Source organism: Deinococcus cellulosilyticus NBRC 106333 = KACC 11606 (assembly GCF_007990775.1).
GTDB lineage: Bacteria > Deinococcota > Deinococci > Deinococcales > Deinococcaceae > Deinococcus_C > Deinococcus_C cellulosilyticus.
Genome location: NZ_BJXB01000010.1, coordinates 104133 through 123681, shown reverse-complemented (window position 1 = coordinate 123681; position 19549 = coordinate 104133). Strand labels below are relative to the sequence as shown.

General features: G+C 58.2%; 15 protein-coding genes. 13 read left to right on the top strand and 2 right to left on the bottom strand.

Annotation, left to right across the window (positions count from 1 at the left end; genetic code table 11):
* Positions 1-17: 17 nt before the first annotated feature.
* Together DC3_RS12505 and DC3_RS12500 are read left to right on the top strand one after the other, a co-directional pair.
* Positions 18-1160 (top strand): ArgE/DapE family deacylase, encoded by a 1143-nt coding sequence (locus DC3_RS12505; RefSeq protein ID WP_146884763.1) that lies wholly within the window; start codon positions 18-20, stop codon positions 1158-1160.
* A 4-nt stretch (positions 1161-1164) separates the two neighbouring features.
* Entirely contained in the window at positions 1165-2301 is a 1137-nt protein-coding gene (locus DC3_RS12500) for a diaminopropionate ammonia-lyase (RefSeq protein WP_146884761.1), read from the top strand.
* 48 nt (positions 2302-2349) lie between these two features.
* Here DC3_RS12500 and DC3_RS12495 read toward each other — a convergent pair whose 3' ends face one another.
* Positions 2350-2775, bottom strand: a complete 426-nt coding sequence (locus DC3_RS12495) for a hypothetical protein (protein ID WP_146884760.1) — start codon at positions 2773-2775, stop codon at positions 2350-2352.
* 148 nt (positions 2776-2923) lie between these two features.
* Positions 2924-3625: a hypothetical protein gene (locus DC3_RS12490; protein ID WP_146884757.1), complete on the bottom strand. Its 702-nt coding sequence runs from the start codon at positions 3623-3625 to the stop codon at positions 2924-2926.
* A 243-nt stretch (positions 3626-3868) separates the two neighbouring features.
* Here DC3_RS12490 and DC3_RS12485 point away from each other — a divergent pair, with 243 nt between their 5' ends.
* From DC3_RS12485 to lanKC, 11 genes are all read left to right on the top strand, one after another.
* Positions 3869-5083 carry an erythromycin esterase family protein gene (locus DC3_RS12485; protein WP_146884755.1) on the top strand — a complete coding sequence of 405 codons (1215 nt, stop codon included), beginning with the start codon at positions 3869-3871 and terminating at the stop codon, positions 5081-5083.
* 158 nt (positions 5084-5241) lie between these two features.
* A complete protein-coding gene (locus DC3_RS12480) occupies positions 5242-5646 on the top strand; it encodes a hypothetical protein (protein WP_146884754.1) in 405 nt (134 codons plus the stop codon).
* Between the two features lies 1 nt (position 5647).
* Positions 5648-10423 carry a DUF4132 domain-containing protein gene (locus DC3_RS12475; protein ID WP_146884752.1) on the top strand — a complete coding sequence of 1592 codons (4776 nt, stop codon included), beginning with the start codon at positions 5648-5650 and terminating at the stop codon, positions 10421-10423.
* Positions 10424-10730: 307 nt separating this feature from the next.
* Positions 10731-11282 (top strand): hypothetical protein, encoded by a 552-nt coding sequence (locus tag DC3_RS12470; RefSeq protein WP_146884750.1) that lies wholly within the window; start codon positions 10731-10733, stop codon positions 11280-11282.
* 233 nt (positions 11283-11515) lie between these two features.
* Positions 11516-14467: an AfsR/SARP family transcriptional regulator gene (locus DC3_RS12465; protein ID WP_146884748.1), complete on the top strand. Its 2952-nt coding sequence runs from the start codon at positions 11516-11518 to the stop codon at positions 14465-14467.
* A 146-nt stretch (positions 14468-14613) separates the two neighbouring features.
* Positions 14614-14901: a hypothetical protein gene (locus tag DC3_RS12460; RefSeq protein ID WP_146884746.1), complete on the top strand. Its 288-nt coding sequence runs from the start codon at positions 14614-14616 to the stop codon at positions 14899-14901.
* A 100-nt stretch (positions 14902-15001) separates the two neighbouring features.
* The gene (locus DC3_RS12455) at positions 15002-15232 is read left to right on the top strand and encodes a hypothetical protein (protein ID WP_146884744.1); all 231 of its coding nucleotides are present in this window, start codon (positions 15002-15004) and stop codon (positions 15230-15232) included.
* 83 nt (positions 15233-15315) lie between these two features.
* Complete coding sequence (locus DC3_RS12450; RefSeq protein WP_146884742.1) at positions 15316-16062, top strand: phosphotransferase; 747 nt, start codon at positions 15316-15318, stop codon at positions 16060-16062.
* 200 nt (positions 16063-16262) lie between these two features.
* Positions 16263-16421, top strand: a complete 159-nt coding sequence (locus DC3_RS29150) for a class III lanthipeptide (RefSeq protein ID WP_186816000.1) — start codon at positions 16263-16265, stop codon at positions 16419-16421.
* 50 nt (positions 16422-16471) lie between these two features.
* Positions 16472-16627: a class III lanthipeptide gene (locus DC3_RS29145; RefSeq protein WP_186815999.1), complete on the top strand. Its 156-nt coding sequence runs from the start codon at positions 16472-16474 to the stop codon at positions 16625-16627.
* Positions 16628-16737: 110 nt separating this feature from the next.
* Positions 16738-19446, top strand: a complete 2709-nt coding sequence (gene lanKC / locus DC3_RS12445) for a class III lanthionine synthetase LanKC (RefSeq protein ID WP_146884740.1) — start codon at positions 16738-16740, stop codon at positions 19444-19446.
* Positions 19447-19549: the final 103 nt, after the last annotated feature.

Below are 19549 nucleotides of genomic sequence, written 5' to 3'. Positions count from 1 at the left end.
GATATATTACTCTCACCATGGATGACCTGCAGCAGCTGCTCTGTCAACTGGTGGGCATCGACTCCACCAACCCTGACCTTGTTCCAGACGGCAAAGGAGAACGGGAGATCTCGGCTTATGTGCAGCACTGGCTGCAGGAAAGGGGCATCGAAGCACAGCGGGAGGAGTTCTCTCCCGGACGTTTCAATGTGGTGGCCCGCGTGCGTGGCACAGGGGGAGGCAAAACACTTCTGCTCAACGCCCACATGGATGTGGTGGGCACAGCAGGCATGCAGGACCCCTTTTCACCAAAAATCGAAAATGGTCGCCTGTATGGACGTGGGGGGTACGACATGAAAGGTGGCCTCGCTGCCTGCATGGTCGCTCTGGTGCAGGCCAAAAAGCTCGCCCTGCAAGGAGACGTGATCCTCACCGCCGTGGCAGATGAAGAGTACGCCAGCATCGGGATGCAGCACCTGCTGAAAACCGTCACTGCAGATGCCGCCATTGTGACAGAACCCACCGAACTTGCCCTGTGCATTGCCCACAAGGGTTTCACCTGGCATGAGGTGACCACGTTCGGCAAAGCTGCGCACGGCTCCAGACCTGACCTGGGCGTGGATGCCATCGCCCACATGGGACGGGTGCTCGGAAAAATCGAAAAGTGGCAAGGTGACCTCAAAAGCAGAACCCCACATCCCCTGCTGGGACACGGTTCCGTGCATGCTTCCCTGATTTCTGGTGGTCAGGAGCTTTCCAGTTATCCGGAAACCTGCACCCTGCAACTGGAGCGCCGCACCCTTCCAGCAGAAACCCCTGAACAGGTGCAAGCAGAGCTTGAAACGCTCCTGTCAGAACTGCAACGTCAGGACTCCAGGTTCAGGGCAGAGCACCGGATGACCCTGCACAGGGACGGCTTTGAAGTCCCTGTAGACGAGAAGATGGTGCAGGTCGTGAAGCAGCAAGCCTCTGAAGTCCTCGGGCACACCCCTGAAATCACCGGGAAAACCTTCTGGATGGAATCGGCTTTGCTGCAACAGGCAGGCATCCCCACGGTGGTGTTTGGACCTGCGGGCACCGGAGCGCACGCCACCGAAGAGTGGGTGGACCTGAAGTCCGTGGAACAGTGCTGTGAAGTGCTCACCCGCACCATCAAAACATTCTGTCAGGCAGAGGGTTGAAGAGATGGAGAATCCGCGTTTCTACTTTGCCCCTGAGACCCGCTCATTTCCCGTCCAAGTGTCTGCAGAGGTGCTGGACTTTCACCAGAAACTCCCAGGATACAGAGCCACCCCACTGGTCTCTGCTCCCACCCTGGCCCGGTCACTGGACGTCAAACAGGTGTGGGTCAAAGATGAACAGAACCGCCTGGGGCTCCCTGCCTACAAGATTCTGGGGGCATCATGGGCCACCTACAAAGAGCTTGAAACCCACTTTGGCCCTTTTGAGGCCTGGGAAACCCTCAGTGAACTGGCGAAACAACTGAAACCCCACCTTCCCGTGACCCTGATTGCAGCCACCGACGGCAACCACGGAAGGGCCGTGGCAAGGATGGCATACTGGCTGGGCTTGCAGGCAAAAATTCTGGTTCCAGCAGACATGGTGCCCTCCCGCAGAGAAGCCATTGTGTCCGAAGGGGCTGTGCTTGAGGTCATTGACGGCTCCTACGATGAAGCGGTGGAGAGGGCCGCACAGCAGGCCAGTGACAGGCACCTGGTGATCAGTGACACCAGCTGGGAGGGCTACACCCGAGTCCCTGCATGGGTGGTGGAAGGATACAGCACCATCTTTCAGGAGGTGGACAGTCAACTGCAGGACCTGCAGGCCACTGTTCCTGATCTGGTCGCGGTGCAGATGGGGGTGGGTTCCCTGGCTTCTGCGGTGGTCCAGCATTGCTGCACTCCTGGCAGGAAAACAAAAGTGGTGGGGGTGGAACCCCTTGCAGCAGACTGTGTGCTGCAAAGCCTGCTGCAGGGCACCCTCACCGAAGTTCCAGGACCCCACCATTCGATCATGGCTGGGCTGAACTGCGGGAACACCTCTCCCCTGGCGTGGCCTTACCTGCAAGGGGGCCTGCAGGCGGCAGTGGCTGTGGCTGATGAAGGTGCCCAGAACGCCATGCGCCTGCTGGCCAAAGATGGGATCATTTCGGGGGAAAGCGGGGCCGCAGGGGCCGCTGGACTTCTTGCCCTGCTGACAGGAGCGCAGGCTGAAACCAGACGGGAAAAACTGGGCATCACCCGGGACAGCACCCTGCTGGTGGTGTCCACCGAAGGGGCCACCGATCCAGAAAATTACCAGAGGATCGTGGCTGGGATTTGAAGGGCGTGGGCAGATGAAGCACCTGAACTTCAGGTGGGGCCCCAGGTTTTATTTTCCGCAGTAAACGAACATCTCCGGCGTGGACCCGGTGAACAGGCGGGGAGGCCAGACGTTGGTCGCTTCCTTGAAAGGCCCTTTGCGGACCGTCGGGCACCAGAGGGTGGTGTCTCCCTGCTGGACTGGGGTTTCATCCACCACGTATTCCCGCTCGTCCCCCCACATGCAGGTCCGGGTTTCCACGGTGTAGCTCCCGTCCAGGGTGAAGTGGAAATTCTGCCATTTTCCGTTGGGTGTGGCCGTTTCATAAGTGGTCCCGAGAAGCTTCTTCGTGCAGGGCATGGGTCCTGAAGAAGGCTGGTAGGTTGCACCTTCCTGGCGGGTGCTGGTGGGGCTGACATGAAAATCAGGGCCAGACAGGGCAAAAGCGAAAGAGGGTGTGGCAAGCAGGAAAAGGGTGAAGGTGGCTTTCAACATGGGGTTCCTCCAATGGGATGTGGCGTGATGAAGACATTCAGAACCTTGCAGCGTGGCTGCCAGTCTCTGTGCAGGGGCTTGCAAATTGTGGGCATGGACTGGGAAAAGGGTTTGATGCACCCAGATCAACAGGAATGACCGGGTGGAGTCATTTGACAGGCTGGCCTTTGAGCACCTCGAAGGGTTTGGCCGCCCCGGAGATGTAGGCACCTGTGAAGACCATGAAGGTCACGTTGCCTGGAGTGTTTGCGGAGGGCACCTGCAGTTCATAGTGTCCAGTGGTGTCAATGGGGCTTGCATCGCTGAACACCTTGCCCTGTGCATTGGTTCCCACAGCAACCAGAATGCGGTTCTTGAGGCTGGGTGCAACGCCTTGCAGAACCACGGGTTCTTCTGGGTCCTGGGGGTTTTGCTGCACCATGTGGTCTTTGCCAGGCCGGGATCTGGTGAACCAGAATTCTGCTGCTGCACGGTACCAGTTTCGGAAATTGGTGTCTGGACCGGTGGGTTGCAGGGTCAGGGTGAGTCCCTTTGTGGTGACGTTCAGTTGGTCCCATCCCTGGATGCGGACAGGTTGTTTTTGCAGGATGCGGTCCAGCAGGTTGTTGATGAAATAGTGCTCTCCCTGGGTGTTGTAGGGGGTGAGGGGCACCTGCAGGGTTATGCCATTCAAGTTGAGGGTGAGTTCTGTGGGGGTGGTCCGGGCAAGGATGTTCTGTTGTTGAAGTTCTGCTTTGAGGTCTTCGAGGGGCACCTGAAGGTAGGTGGTGCCGACTGTGCGGGCAGGCAGTGGGGCAAGGGCGAACGCTGACGTGCTGGTGAGGACCAGAAGGGTGGTGAGGTGTTTCATGGGTGGATCTCCCTGAGGTTTCCATTCGTTTTCATAGCTTGACTATATAGTTTAATTATGTAGTCTGTCAATATAGTATGACACTGAAGTACACCTGCGTGCTCAACCACGTTTTCCAGGTGTCCCCGAGCGTCCTGTCCAGAGAATAAAGACTTTATGAAGGCAATCCCGTAAGGTTTCTCATGCAGCCCACAGGAACAATGGAGGGACCAGAGCAGGCGCCCTCTGGCAAAGGAGTAAGCCATGCCAGAACCCACTTTTCCTGAAATCGGCTGGGACCTGAATGATCCAGGTCCTGCCCTCGCGTCCTTTCTGGACACCCTTCCTGAGTCGCCTCGACTGCTGGGTCTGGGAGAACCCAGCCACACCCAGCAGGCCTATCCCCTGTGGCGCAACCAAATTTTTCAGATTCTGGTTCAGCATCATGGGTACCGGTCCATTGCCCTTGAAAGTGACCTCATTGCAGGCCTGAAGGTGGATGCCTACATCTCTGGTGGGGATGGAGACTTTGAAGACGTCATGCAGCACGGGTTCAGCCATGATTTTGGCAAGTTCGAGGCCAACCAGGAACTCATCCGGTGGATGCGGGAATTCAACACTGGACGGTCAGAAGAGGACAGGTTGCGTTTTTATGGCTTTGATGCCCCCACCGAATCCATGTGGGCCCCTGGTCCCCGTCATGCCCTGCTGGTGCTGCATGACCATCTGGCCCGCTGGGTGCCTGATTTGACCGTCGACAGAGACACCCTCTTGCACCTCTGTGGAGAGGAAGAAAACTGGACGAACCCTGCCGCCGCCATGGACCCCACCCAGTCCATCGGGAACTCAAAAGAGGCCAGGGAACTCCGTTGGATGGCCGATGAAATGATGACCCTGCTGGAGGTCGAAGGGGCACGCCTGCAAGTGGAGCAGGAAGCCTACTGGCATGCCCACCTGCATGCCCGGGCCGCACAGGGCCTGCTGCGTTACCATGCCCTGATGGCCACCGATTCCCCCCACCGCCTTGCGAGACTCCTCACCCTCAGGGATCAAATGATGACCGACAACCTGTTTTCCATTCTTGAGCGTGAAAAGCCCCGTGGTCCGACCCTGGTTTTCGCGCACAACCAGCACCTCGGGCGACAGGTCAACCGGTGGAAGAGAGGCGTCCTCAGTCTGGAATGGTGCCCAGTGGGGGTGCACCTGTCGGCCCGACTGGGGAAAAGTTATGCCTTCATTGCCACTGCAGTGGGACAGGCGGATGGGGTGCCTGAGCCTGCACAGGACACCGTGGAGGGACAGTTGAAAAGGCAGGCCAGTGCAGCCACCCTTTACGCCACCCACGATTTGTTGCCCATGCTTGCATCTTCCCTTTCTGAACGAACAGACACCGCTGCAAACCCGGCCCATTTTCCCCTCAAACCAGAAGAGCTCAGGAACACCGATGGGGTGCTTTTTCTTCCTGACCTCAATCCATGACCACAGCCTCTGACCCACCTTGTACCCTGCTTTGCAAGTGGGGCACCCTGCATCTGGGACATTCAAAAACGCACTTCGACAGAACAGATCTAGAAATTATGTTAAAAACAGAATATAATGCTTCATGTTACAATTGATTTCATTCCGAGGTGACCCACATGATTCTGGAAAGCCGCATTCTGGGCCGAAAAAAAGCCTTTGAACCCCTGACCCTCACCCTCTCCAGAGACACCCTGACCCTGCAGGAACTCCTTGAGGAGGTGGTGAAAGACCAGGTGGAACAATTCAACACCAGACAGAAAGATGGACAGCTGTTTAAACTCCTGACCCCAGAAGACCTGCAAAAAGGCCTGGAAAACGGAAAAATCACCTCCGGTGGCCTGGAAGAACAACAGCAGGTGCAGGTTGCAGTAGCACAACAGGTGGCCATCACCGCATTCAAAGACGGACTCTATTATGTTTTCCTGGGTGAAAAACAACTCGAAGACCTCTCGGAAAGCCTCACCCTTGAGGAAAACTCCCGGGTGATGTTCGTGAGGCTGACCCCTCTGGTGGGCGGCTGACATGCGGGCCGAAGACGCACACAAAACCCTGCAGGACATGCAGGTCAAATGGGAAGAAACCTACAAGTCACGTGCAAAGCAGGCTGCAGAACCCGCCCGAACCTTTGCCCAGGACTTTCTGGACCTGCACACCTTTCCGTATTACAAACGCACCGAAAGACACCACCAGCTTGAAAAACAGTTGCCCCAGACCCTCTTTGCCATGACCCCTGCAGAACGCACCCGTGTATTTCAGGTCCTGTTCCCCCGCATCGCAGAGGATGTGGAAAGAACATGGCAGATGCTGGATGCCCTCCCCTACCAGATCGGGTACTCCCGCAAATCCTTTCGCATTCAGGGGCACGGGGTCAATCTGCAGAAGAAATGGCATTGGATGCAAGGACTCTGGCAACTGACCCGGCATTACGAAGAAAACCTGCACTGGTTCGTCGTGTGGGCCGGGCACATTGGCAGTTACCAGGGGGACATCCTGGGGTACCTCTTTGCAGCGGCCATCAACCATGGGGATGAAGAGGTGCTGCAGGTCCTCAAAGACACCGCCTCTACCGAGCACGACATTGGCCTGATGGGTCGGCACGTCACCCGGGCACTGCTGAGCTGCAGCCGGGAAGACGCCTGGACCTACTGCGAGAAACTGCTGCTCGCGGCCCAGAGGCAAGAAGGCCTCAGGCAGGTGATTCTGGAGACCGTCGATGAGGCGCACCCTGAAGCTTTTGTGCGCATGGTGAAACTGATCCTCTCTGAAGACCTGCTGCGTTTCTCCTCGGTGATGCGGGCGGTCGGGGTGTGGCTGGGTTTCAACATGGATGTCACCGAGCGAAAAACGCTGGAAACCCACCTGCAGACCTTCCTGACTTTCCTGCAGGACGAACAGTCACTCCAAAACGCCTTGGAGCAGGGAAACGGTCAGAACCTGTACATCGCCCTGATGGCGGTGGGCTTCAAAGACGCCCGCCAGACCCTGGAGCTTGGTGAGACGGTGCTCTCTGAAGCAGACGTGGAAAGGCGCTACGCTGCTGCACAGGTGATGCAGGCCACCGGGCTCCCTGAATTTGGACTTTACCGCAGCCGCCTGATGCAGGACCCGGACCTCAGGATCGCCACCATGGGCATTCCTTATGGGCATGGCAGTGAACCTGCGGATCTCGGTGCAGACGCCTTTGAACAGCTTGTTGCCCTCGGGGAGAGGCTGCCGAAAGACAGCAAACAGGAGCCCCTGTTGTGGCCGTGGCTCGGTTACATTGCAGGCAGGAGCACCGCCTTCAACCTGCTGCCCAATGCGCTCGGGAACCGTCCCAAATCTGACCTGCTGCCTCACATACCCGGAATGGACAGCTGGCACCACGGTTACCTGCTCAGGGGCCTGAAAGAAGAGCCTCTGGAGGCAGGCCCTCTGCGACAGCATGTGGTCGAATCCCTCGGCAGCACCGATGAATTCGTTCGGGGATGCGCCTTTGAAGCCCTTGAAAAACGCACCCTCACCGAAACAGAAACCCTCAGCATTGAGGCCCTGTTCAACCGCAAAGGGTCAGACGTCAGGCAGAAAGCAGCCCAGCTGCTCCTGAATCAGCCCGTGGAAAGCACCACCCAGTCGGCAGGCAGGCTGGTGAAGGAGAAAAAAACCGACCTCAGGATGGCTGGGCTTGACCTCCTCACCCAGCTGGTGCGCAATAAAACAACAGAAAAAGCAGTGCAGGGGCTGCTTTCAGAGGTGCTGGAGATCTTCACCCCCAAAAATCCCAATGAGACACAGCTGTTTGATGCCCTCAGGGTCCCGGATGAGCAGCTGACCTTGCAAAACGGACTGGGCCTCTTTGATGAAGAAAAGCTCTCAGGGTTTCAAGAGCCCCGCTGGATCAAACGGGATTACGCCCGCAAGGGCCTGATCCGTCACCTGCTGGAGCTGAACCGCCTGATCGAGCACCACAAGGACACCGAGATCACCCTGAAAGACTATTTCGGGGAGAGCCAGACTTATGTGCTGGGGAACCTGTTCGAGTACAGCTGGACGCACCAGCTTTCCAGGCAGGAGGTCTTCCCCCTTGGTGAAGTGTGGAAACGCTGGTGGGAGACCCGCCCGAACCCGCAGGATCACGACCTGACCCAGCTGATCTGGCAGTTCGAGAAACTGGGCTTTGACGGCTCAAAAGAAGAAGAGCGCCACCCCCTGCTGAAAAAGCTCACCCAGCCCACGGGTCTGAAGCGCCACCTGATCGAGCACATCCTGCAGTTCCTGAAGAAAGACGGGGTGCCCTCAGGGGCCATTGATTTCCTGCTGGACGCTTTCGAGAGCCACCTGAGCCTGATTGACCGTGAAGCAGCACCCCTCAGAAACGAGCGGGGGGAGGTGCTTGATCCCAGGGCACGCATGGACCACCTCAGTGATCTGGCCTCCTTTCAGCTCGAAGATTTCAGCAGCGAGCAGATCCAGCGCCTGTGGAGCCTGTCGTTGTGTTACAACCGGGGCTTCAGGCATTTCTTCAAAAGCCTGCCAGACTTCACGCTTGCAGTGCATGCCTGGAAGAAAGGCTTTGCCAGTGAGCACGACCTGTTGAACATCCTGATCGGCTGGGACAGCAATGATCCTGAGAAGCCCCGCACCCAGTTCCATGACCTCTCACACCTGACCTCCCGCAAGCCTGCCCCCCTGCTGGAGCAATTTCCTGAACTCTCCCCCATCGTGGAACGCATCCGGGAAAGGGTGCTGGAGGTGGAGAAAGACCGCACCGACCTGCCCACCGCAGCAAGCCGGGTGGCCACCCACATCAAAACGGTGTACGGGGCAGAGCACACACTGAAATTGCTCGCTGGACTCGGCAAGGACAGCATGACGCGGGGATACGTGCAGAACGAACTCAGCAAGACGGCTGTCTTCTCCCGCCTGATCCGTGTGTCCTTCCCTGCCCCAGAAGACACGGTGCAGGACTTTTCAAAACAGGTGAAGGCCCTGAGCATCAGCAACACCAGGCTGCTGGAACTTGCCGTTTATGCGCCACAATGGGCAGAATTTGTGGAAAAGCACCTCGGCTGGACGGGACTCAGTGGAGCCATTTTCTGGCTGCTGGCCCACACCAAGGACACAGGGTACTTTGTGGACCAGCAGGTGCGGGAAGTGTGGGAGGCTGAAATTGCAGAGCGCACCCCGCTTTCCCCACAGGACCTGCTCGATGGGGCGGTGGACGTGCAGTGGTTCAGGGAAGTGATTTTAAGCCTTGGTGAAAAACGCTTCGCAGAACTCCTGAAAGCCTCCCGTTACCTGTCGAGCACCGGTGCGCAGAAACGGGCAGAGCTTTACGCCAAAGGCATCCTCGGACAGGCCGACGAGAAAGACCTGCTGCAGAACATCAAAACCAAACGCCACCAGGACAGCGTGAGGGCCATCGGGCTGCTGCCGACCACCAGTGACACCCAGACTTTGAGCCGCTACAAGGTCCTGCAAGCCTTCCTCAAGGAAAGCAAGCAATTCGGGGCACAGAAACAGGCCAGTGAGCAAAGGGCCGCCAGAATCGGGCTGCACAACCTCGCCCGCAGTGCCGGTTACATCGACCCGGAACGCCTGATGTGGCAGATGGAGACGCTGGAAGTGCAGGGGCTTCAGGGCCGTCAGGTCACGATTGAGAACGTGACCCTCACATTGCAGGTCGATGAGGAGGGCACCCCCAGCATTCACATTGAGAAGGCCGGGAAAGCCCTCAAGAGCATCCCCGCTGCCCTGAAAAAACACCCGGAAGTGGTGGCCCTCTCGGAAGGCAAACGCAACCTTGAGCAGCAAAAAAGCCGCATGCGGGAGGCTTTCGAGCAGGCGATGGTGCGCGGAGACCACTTCACCCTGAAGGAAGTGCAAACCCTCTACACCCATCCGGTGGTGAAACCCATGCTGCAAAGCCTGCTGTGGGTGCGGGGAGAACGGGACCTGGGTTTCTCAGATGGGATGGATTTTATCCACCTGGAGAACCGCACCGCCCTGACCGACGAAGGTTACCGCCTCGCCCACCCTCATGACCTTTTGCAAAGCGGCCAGTGGCGGGAGTGGCAGAAGCACTGCTTTGAGCATGAGGTGCAGCAGCCCTTCAAGCAGATCTTCCGGGAGTACTACCTCCCGGCTCCCCACGAGCAGGAAGCCCTGAAAAGCACCCGTTATGAGGGCCAGCAACTCAACCCCAGACAGTCCCTGGCCCTCCTGAAAACCCGCAACTGGGTCACCGTGCCCGAAGAAGGGGCAAGAAAGACCTTCCACACCGAGGGCCTCAACGTCTGGCTGTACTTCCAGGAAGGCTTTTATACCCCCCTCGACATTGAAGGCCTCACGGTCTCCCACGTGGTCTTCACCGAAAGGGGCAAATGGGAACCCCTGCCCATCTCCAGCGTCCCACCCCGCATTTTCAGTGAGGTGATGCGCGATGTGGACCTGATTGTCTCTGTGGCCCACATTGGCGGCGTGGACCCCGAAGCGAGCCAGTCCACCGTCGAGATGCGCTCCAGCCTGATCCAGGAAACCCTCAGGCTGCTGAAAATCGACAATGTGGAATTGAAAAACACCCACGCCCTGATCAAAGGCCACCATGCCGATTACAGCATCCACCTGGGATCAGGCACGGTGCACCGTCATCCCGGAGGGGCACTGTGCATCATTCCGGTGCACTCCCAGCACCGGGGCCGCATCTTCCTGCCCTTCGCGGACAACGACCCCAAAACTGCAGAAGTGATCTCCAAAGTGCTTCTGCTTGCAAAAGACAGGCAGATTCAGGACCCGACGATTCTGGAACAGCTCAGGTAAGAACAGACTGAGGGGGAGCCACATGACTTGCTGTGGCTCCCTTTCCCTGCATGTTGAGTGATCAAAATTTTGAATTTTCAGAGCTTCAAAAATTCAAAATAAACCACCTTCCACTGCACAAATGAAAACATCCAGTCTCTCCAACAACATGAGACAATCCTCTGGCACCTGAGGTTGGGCCATTTGGGCATCCCCACAGGCGTGGGGATGAACCATAGTCCAGCCCTTCCTCCATGTCCAGCGTCCAAAGCTGCACACCCCGATCCTCGCCACAGAGCCAGAGCCACAAAGCTGCTAGGGTGTTGCAATGAAGAAACTCTTGCTTCTTGCCTGTGCGTTTTGTGGTTTCGCTTCTGCCCAGCTGTCCGACTGGAAGGAGAATCCAGCGCGCAAAACGGAGAACTACGCCCAGTACACATCTGGGGATGAAAAAGGTCTGGTTTATGCGATTCCGCTGGAAGGCTTTGTTGGGCAGGCAGTCCTGAGCGTGGTCAAACTTTCCACCAACAAGGTTTTCTCCACGGTGGAGTGCGACACGTATGTGAACCTGGGGGTGCAAGGGGGGTCCTTCGTGGTGCAGAGGAACACCATCCGCACGGTGGCAAAAGCAGCGTCCCTGACAGACCGCACGGTGCAGACCTTGCTGGGCACCAATCTGGAGAGTGAAAGGACCAGAGATGCGTTGCTCAATCTGTGTGCTGACAATGCAGATGCCAGTGAGCCGTCTGCACCCGTGACCCTGTATGTTCCGTTGCAGACACCGGATTTCGGAATTTCCACCTCTTTTACAAAGGGATTGCTGGTCAAATTGAAGAGCAGGCTGGGGCTGCTGGTCGCTCCTGAATTGAGCCCTCTCTGACCCTAAAGCCCTCTTCAGTTTCCCTTCTGGTTGTGTACAGGGTTTCCCTTACCCCACCAGTGGGGTTTTTTTCACATGCTGCTGCGCTAAGATCTCTGTAATGCATTCCCATTTGATGGTCCTGTGGTGCCTGAATGAATCCGCATGTCACACATCATTTTTGTGGTCCATGAAACCTGCTGGCACCTGACCCCATGCAAGGGTCTGTCTCAATGTGAAAGGGATGCTGAAACATGACCGGGACACCGACCCACCCCTGGATTCCCAGACCGCTCAGGTTTGAGCTTGCCAGGCCCCACCTGATCCAGAAACTCAGTGAGACCCTGCACGTGACGGTGGTGGCCCTGCTTGCCCCGAGTGGTTACGGCAAATCCACCCTGCTGGCCCAGTACGCCCGTTCCACCCTGCGTCCGGTGGTGTGGGTGAGTTGCAAGGAAGATGCACTGGACCCCTGGCAACTGAGTGAAATGCTGCTGCAGATGGCTGCCCAGCAGGCCGACGTGCAGGTGCAAACAGGGTTTACGACCACCCTTCCTGCGGCCACCACGGCAAGGCGGCTTGCAGCGGAACTCTCCCGCCTGAACACCAACCTGGATTTCGTGTTCGATGATGTGGACCTGATGGGCGAGGAGGCCCTGCAGTGGCTGCATGCCTTCATGGGGAGTGTGGGTGAGGGACACCGGGTGCTTCTTTGCGCCTATGGCCCTGAAAACCTGCGTCTGGCGCGCTTTCTGGCTGAAGGAACAGCTCTGATTCTGGACACCCATGAGCTGGCGTTCCACCCCGAGGAGACAGCATCATTCTTGCAACTGAGGGGCCTGCGTTTCACCCAGGAGCAGGTGCACCATCAACTGGAAGGCTGGCCTGCGGGCATTGCCCTGTATGCCGCCGGAGCCACCCAGCATTACCACCCCACCGATCTGGTGAAAGAGGCGGTGGGTCGGCTGCCCCGTGCATTGCAGAAACCCCTGTGTGAATTGGCCGTGGTGCGGATGTGGAGCGAGGAGGTGGTCAGGCAACTGGAAATTCCACTGCCAGAAGACTGGCTGGAGACCCTGCTGCATGCAGGTCTGCCCCTCACTCCAGTGGGGAATGCCCTGTTTAAACCCCATCAGGTGCTGCTCAGTCACCTCGGGAAAGAACTGCAACGTGACCCGGAGCGCCTGCAGGTCCTCAGTGAGCGGGCCGCCACCCTGCTGGAAAGGCAGGGGGAACAGGGTCAGGCGTATCATGCCTACTTGCAGGCCAGACGGTACACCGATGCCCTGAGGGTGCTGGAACAGCTGGTTCCGCAACTGGAGCAGCAAAAAGACTTCCGCCGCCTGAGGGAACTGCTGGAAAAACTCCCCGAATCCTGTCGTGCCCACCCCCTGACCATCACGCTCGCCCACAGCCTGATCCAGACCGGAGCGATCCGGCAGGGCAGGGTGCTGCTGGAAAGCTTGCGTGGGCAGGGGAAGTTGACCCCGGAAGGGTACGCCTTTCTGGCCTCTGCCACTGGAAGGCAGGGGAACCCGGAGCAGCAGTTGCAACTGGCACTGGAAGGGAAAAACCGTCTTCAGACAGGAGAGAGGTGCCCCAGGCTTTCCTGGCAGGTGGCTTCTGCCCTGATGACCCTGGGACGGTACAGCGAAGCAGAGCCAGAAGTGGAGTCCCTGCTGCAACACGCCGAGGAAAGGGGCACCCCCGATGAACTCGGGATGGCCCTCACCATGCAGCAGTACCTGCTTTTCGCCCAGGAGCGGTATGCCGAGCAGAAACAGGTCCTGACCCGTGCAGTGAGGCTTTACGACAGCCTCGGGCTTGCTGCCCAGAACATCCCCCTGCTTCTGATGCTCGCAGAAATCGAGGGCCTGGAAGGCCAGATGGAGGCCGCAAGCAGCCATCTGCAACAGATCCGCAGACTGGCCCTGGAGGAAGGCAGCGTGTACCTCCCCCAGATCACCGAGTGTCACGCCACGCTGAAATTCTGGGAGGATGAGCTTACCACCGCACTTGGCTTGCTGGAAGATGCCCTGAAACAGGCGGAAGACATGGGTCTGAGGCTGTTCTGCGCCCAGATCCAGTACCGCATGTGCGATGTGCTGCTCAGGCAGGGCAAGCCTGAACTTTTTCAGCAGACGCTGGAGGAGGCAGAGCGCCTCGGGGCCTCTGTTCCGCTGTATGGCACCTACCGTCCTTTCTTTGAAGGGGTGCAGGCTTTGCAGGCAGGACAACTTCAAGAGGCTTTTGCGCTTCTCAGACAGGTGACTGAACGTCCACCAGAGCGCCAGTACCTGGTGCGTGCCCTGGCACTGATGCTGGACATCGCAAAACGTCTGGGCCTAGATTCCACCCCCATCCAATCCCGTCTGGATCAGGCCCTGGCAGGCTGCACCTCCTCACCGGTGCTGCAACTGGAGCAGCATCTGCGCCTCTCTGCTCAGGAGGTGAAACCAGAAGAAACCCCACCTGCGAAACCCCTTCAGGGTCCCGTGCTGAACCTGCGCACCCTCGGGGGCTTTGCGGCAGAGCGGGACGGTCAGGTGCTGCGCATCTCCCTGTCCCGCAGTGTGGAGGTGCTGGTGTGGCTTGCCGTGCATGGCCCCTCCACCAGAGACAGCATCGTGGACGCCCTGTGGGAAGGCTCCAGTGAGGAAAAAAATTATGACTACTTCCGGGTGGCCGTGCGACGCCTGCGGGCAGACCTGCAAGCGGTTTTCCCGGAGGTGGACAACCCGGTGCCCTTCGATGGCAGTGTGTACCGCCTGTCCGGCCAGTTGCAACTTCAACTCGACCTGCACACCATCCAGCAGGCCATGGAGCAGCCTTCTGCAGAGCACCTGAAAGCCGCCCTGGACCTGTACCGGGGAGACTTCCTGCCCGAAGTGGAGACCGAATGGGCCAGCGTGCTGCGCGAGGAATACCGAGAGAAAACCATTCACATCGGGCTGAAACTGGCCACCGAGAAACTGCGAGAGCACCCGCTGGAAGCCATGACCCTGTACCGCCGCATCCTGAAAATTGATCCGTACCACCAGGGGGCCTACCTGGGGGTCATGGAAACCGCCCACGCCATTGGCGGCATTCCAGCCGCACAGCAGGCTTTCGAGCATTACCGGACGGTCATGGAGCAGGAGCTCTTCGAAGAGCTTGACCCGGTGGTCGTCAGGAAGGTGCGCGATCTGGGTGTGAAAGCCCACTGACCTGCAAGAAACACAGGGCAGATCATGGCCACAAGCCACAGGTCTGCCTTTTTGATGCTGGGAACGCAGGTTCTCACCCGAGAATCTGAGGATTCCCAGATCATTCCCACCCCTCAGGCTACAGTGGCATCAACGGAGGAACAAGCATGAAACACCTGCTCAGACTCACCCTGGTTTTCACCCTGATGGTTGCCGCCCTGCCTGCCCACACGGTTTCCCAGCCCGTTCAGACCGCTGGAGAAGACACCATGAAACCCTGGCCTCCCCATGGCGGCTGTCCGATCTGCCCCTTTGAAGACACCGAGCAGGTGTCGGGGTCGGGAAGCCTGGACTGGCCTCCCCACGACGATTGCCCCATCTGCCCATCCATCGACCCCAGGCAGGCCAGCACCGACTGGCCGCCCCACTGGCCCTGGCCTGAAGGCACGGCCTGAGAAAGTCAGGTGATGAACCATCAGCCACAACCCGTCTTCCCAGGGGGACCTGTGGACCCAGTACGTCACGGCCCTCGACCACCAGATCCGCACCCTGCGCATGTACGTGCAGGACCACCCTTTCACCTCCAGCTGGAGTGAACACAAGAAACACACGGCACTGTTTCACCTGCAGGCCATCGAGCGGGGATACCAGCAGCACCAGTATCCCCTGGAAGACCTCGCAGCCCTCTTGCACCTGAGCCACGACATGAACCTCAGTTCGGGAACCGTGGTGCGGGCGACCCTGGAAGCCCTCGGGCACTGGGTGCAGGACGCCAGCAGGACGTAAAAACCACTTCAAAAACCAGAACGGACCTTTCAGTGCAAAAACTGAAAGGTCTTTTCCTGTGGGGCGCAAGATAGAATGGCTGCATGGAAGAACCCCTCACCGGAGGAAACATGACCGCTGTGGTCCGCATTGGAGAGCGTGTTCACCGCAGTGCAGGTCCCTGGAGTTCCACCATCCAGCAGCTTCTCAGGCATGTCCGGGAACTCGGGGTCAGGTGGGTCCCGGAGCCTTTTGGTTTTGATTCCCAGGGCCGCGAAGTGCTGGAATTTCTGGAAGGTGAAGTGCCCGGTTATCCCCTGCCCCAGTGGGTGTGGGAGAGGGAAAACCTGCAGCAGAGCGCCAGGATGCTCAGGGCATTTCACGACGCCACCAGAGGGCTGATTCACCTGCAGGGGGTGTGGCAGAGTCCAGTCCATGAACCCACAGAGGTCATCTGCCACAACGATTTTGCTCCTTACAACTTTGTGTTCCGGGAGGGGAAACTGTTGGGGGTGATCGACTTTGACACCTGCTCACCCGGTCCAGCCATCTGGGATGTGGCTTACCTGGCCTACCGGATGGTCCCCCTCACCCGCCCCGAGACCTTCACGGGAATCCAGTTTGCAGACGATGAAGTGAAAGAACGTCTGCATTTGCTGCTGGACGCTTACGGCGCCCCTTTTGGAGCAAGCGATTTGCTGGAGGTGGTGGAGAAAAGGCTGCTGGAACTTGCGGAATTCTCCACCCGTCAGGCCGAAAGAAAACAGAATCCAGAACTGCTGGAACACGCCGCCCTGTACCGGGCAGATGCTGCGCATGTGCAAAACCACGGGCTGAAACACTGGGTGTGAGCCGAACACCCTCACCCTCCCTGGATTCCCAGGGAGGGTTTTTCTATTCATGCCTGAGAACCCCTGTGAACATGCATGTTCCCCCACCTTTCACACCTTGTGCCTGAACTTGATTCCCTCTGGCTTCCCTGGGGTGAGGGTACAACTGGGTCATCGCCAGCGGAACCACCGATGGACGAAAGCAACAAGGAGGAACCACCATGCAAAAGATTCTGAAACTGCAAACCCTGTCCCGTGCCGCCGAACAAGACGCCGCTGCCTGGAGCACCGCCAGCGAAGGCTGCAACACCATCACCAGCGACGAGTGGAGCACCTGGAGTGAGGGCTGCACCCGCACCAAAGCCCAGCTGAGCCGATAAACCTTTTTTCAATCCCTCAGAAGCCCTCTCACACCCCAAGGAGATTGACCATGCAAAAGATCCTGAAACTGCAAACCCTGTCCCGTGCCGCCGAACAGGACGCCGCTGCCTGGAGCACCGCCAGCGAAGGCTGCAACACCATCACCAGTGACGAGTGGAGCACCTGGAGTGAGGGCTGCACCCGCACCAAGGCCCAGCTGAACTGAATTTCAAGCTTGCTTGACCACCGTCCAGCCCGGGTGTGGGTAAGAACCTGCACCCGGGAGGGTTCTGGCCCTGTCTGCCACGTGGGTGGTTTCTGAAGAGGAGAAGGACCATGACCGAACAGATCACATCCACCATGCACGAAGACCGCCTGCGCCGGGTGGTGAACCGCCTGTATGTCAGCCAGGAGTTTTATGAGCCTTTCGAGCGGTACCAGCCCAGAAATCACCTGTACGACCACGCCAGGGCGGTTTTGCCCCGCATGTGGAGGCTGGTGCAGGAGTCCTTCTGGACGCATGCCATTCCCCTGGATGCCTCTGCACCCGTGCAGGGCTGGAAGATCCATGTTTCGGCCACCCCCAGAAATGCCGAGAGGATTCTGGAGAACGTCATTCAAGTTTGTGTGCAGGAAGGAACAGCGTTCAAATTCGCCAGCGATTATTTCATTCTGGCGATGCTGAATTCCAAGGCCTGCGCAAGGGGGTCTTCAGGCAAATTCATGACCCTCTACCCAAAAAACGAGACGCATTTTAAGCACCTGATCGAAAAACTCTACCAGGCCCTGCAGGGGGAGGAGGGGCCTTACGTGCTGTCCGACAAGCGTTACAAAGACTGCAAGGTGCTGTACTACCGTTATGGGGGCATCCGGTCCATCAAGCGTTTTGATGCAGGTGGGGACGCCACCCCGATGATCCTCTCCCCCACTTTTGAAGAGGTGCCCGATCAGCGAAACCCAGAGTTTTACGTTCCGGAATGGACGGCTGATCCCTTCCCCAGTGAGGAGGAAGACACCTCTGAGGGCCTCAAAGGGGGCCGTTACGTGATCACCGGGGTGATGGGCCACTCCAACACCGGAGGGGTGTACACCGCCCTCGACCAGCACACCGGAAAAACCGTGGTCATCAAGGAAGCCCGGCCTTTCACCAACATCAACCCCAGCGGGAACGACGCCATCGGGCAGCTGAAAAAAGAGCACCGGCTGCTGAAAAAACTCTCCGGGACGGGTCTCGCTCCTGAAGCGCTTGATTACTTCACCGAGTGGGAGCACGACTTTCTGGTGCAGGAGCTGGTTGAAGGGAATTCCCTGAGGGGTTACGCCGCGAAGAAAAGCAAGATCATCCGCACCCGCATTGACCCGGAGCAGGTGAAGGTGTGGTTTGAGCAACTGCGCAAACTCTCCCTGGGCATCGTGCGCTGCATTCATGGACTGCACCAGCAGGGGGTGGTTTTCGGGGACCTCTCGCCCAACAACATCATGTTGCTCTCCGAGGACAGCATGGAAGTGAAACTAATTGATTTTGAAGGGGCCTGTGAAAGTGGGGTGGACGCTCCCGTGAACCTCTTTACTCCAGGTTTCGCCAGCCAGAAACGCAAAGGCCAGGAGGGGGTCTCTTTTGAGGACGATTATTTCGCTCTCGGCAGCACCCTCCTGTCCCTGATGATGCCCCTCACGGTGGTCACCACCATCAAACCCGACGCCATTCGAACCTTCACGGACGCGGTGCATGAGGATTTCGGGATTCCCAGAAAGTACACCGACCTGATTGTGAACCTCACCGGAGGGCACGACACCTACCTGACCCTGGAAGAAGTGATTCGGGTGCTCGAAGACCCGGAATTGCAGGTGGAAAACCGCATGCAGATTCTGCAGACGCCAGAGAAAGTGCAAGATGTTGCGCTGGAACAGGCGGTGGAGCAGATTCTGGCTTACACCCGCAGTGTGGCGACCTTTGAGCGCAAAGACCGCCTCTTTCCCAATGGCCCCCACAGCAACAATCCCCTGAGCATTGACCACGGGGCTCTCGGTGTGGCTTATGCCATGCACACCATCGAGGGCACAGTCCCTGAAAAGGTGCTGCAATGGATCAAAAACCATGACCTGAACCCCAGTTACGTGCCTGGATTGTACGTGGGCCTCTCAGGGATGGCATGGGCACTCGCTGAACTCGGGGACCTGCAGGCCGCAAAACGGGTGATGGAACACGCCGAACTGCACCCCCTGCTGTTCCGCTCGATGGACCTGCACTCTGGAGCCGCAGGGTATGGCCTCGCCAACCTGCAGATGTTCCACAAAACCGGAGAGGACCATTACCTGCAGGAGGCCCGCATGGTGGCAGAGGTGCTGCAGGAAACAAAACACGAGGTGAATGGAGGGTACGCCTGGAGCAAACACAGTGGCGTCTACTCCATCGGACTCAGCCACGGATCGAGCGGAATTGCCCTGTTCCTGCTGTACCTGCATGCCACCACGGGAGAAAAGACGTACCTCGAATTCGGTGAAAAAGCCCTCGCCTTTGACCTCTCTTACGCCAAAGAGACCGAGGAAGGCACACTGGGCTTCCCGGACAACACCAGGAGCCTCAACACCATGTACCCCTACCTGAAACACGGCAGTGCCGGGGTGGGCACGGTGCTCCTCAGGTACCACCAGGTCACAGGCAAGAGAGAATACCGGGACCTGATCGACAAAATCCGGGGGGCCGTGACCCACAAGTACGCCCTCTTCCCCAGTTTCTTCTCGGGACTGGCCGGACTCGGAAATTACCTGCTGGACTGCCAGCAGTTCCTCAAAGACGACAGTTACCTGCCGCTGGCCCACCGGGTCGCTCAGGGCATCCTGCTCTTCGGCATTCAGAAAGACACTGGACTGGCCTTCCCCGGGGATTACCTGCACCGCATCAGCACCGATTACGCGACGGGCTCGGCTGGCATTGCCCTTTTCCTGCACCGCCTGAAGAGCGGGCAGCAGAACTTCAACTTCCTGCCCGACCACCTGCTGGAAAGCATCCCTGCTGGGAAAAACGCACTGGTGCTGGGCTGAAAGAAAGAGGTGTAGGGACGAGGCATGCAGAGAACCATTCCTGACAACCTGGGGCGAGCCGACGGCCCGCCCCTGCATGTTTTTCAACCTCAGATTTTAAAGG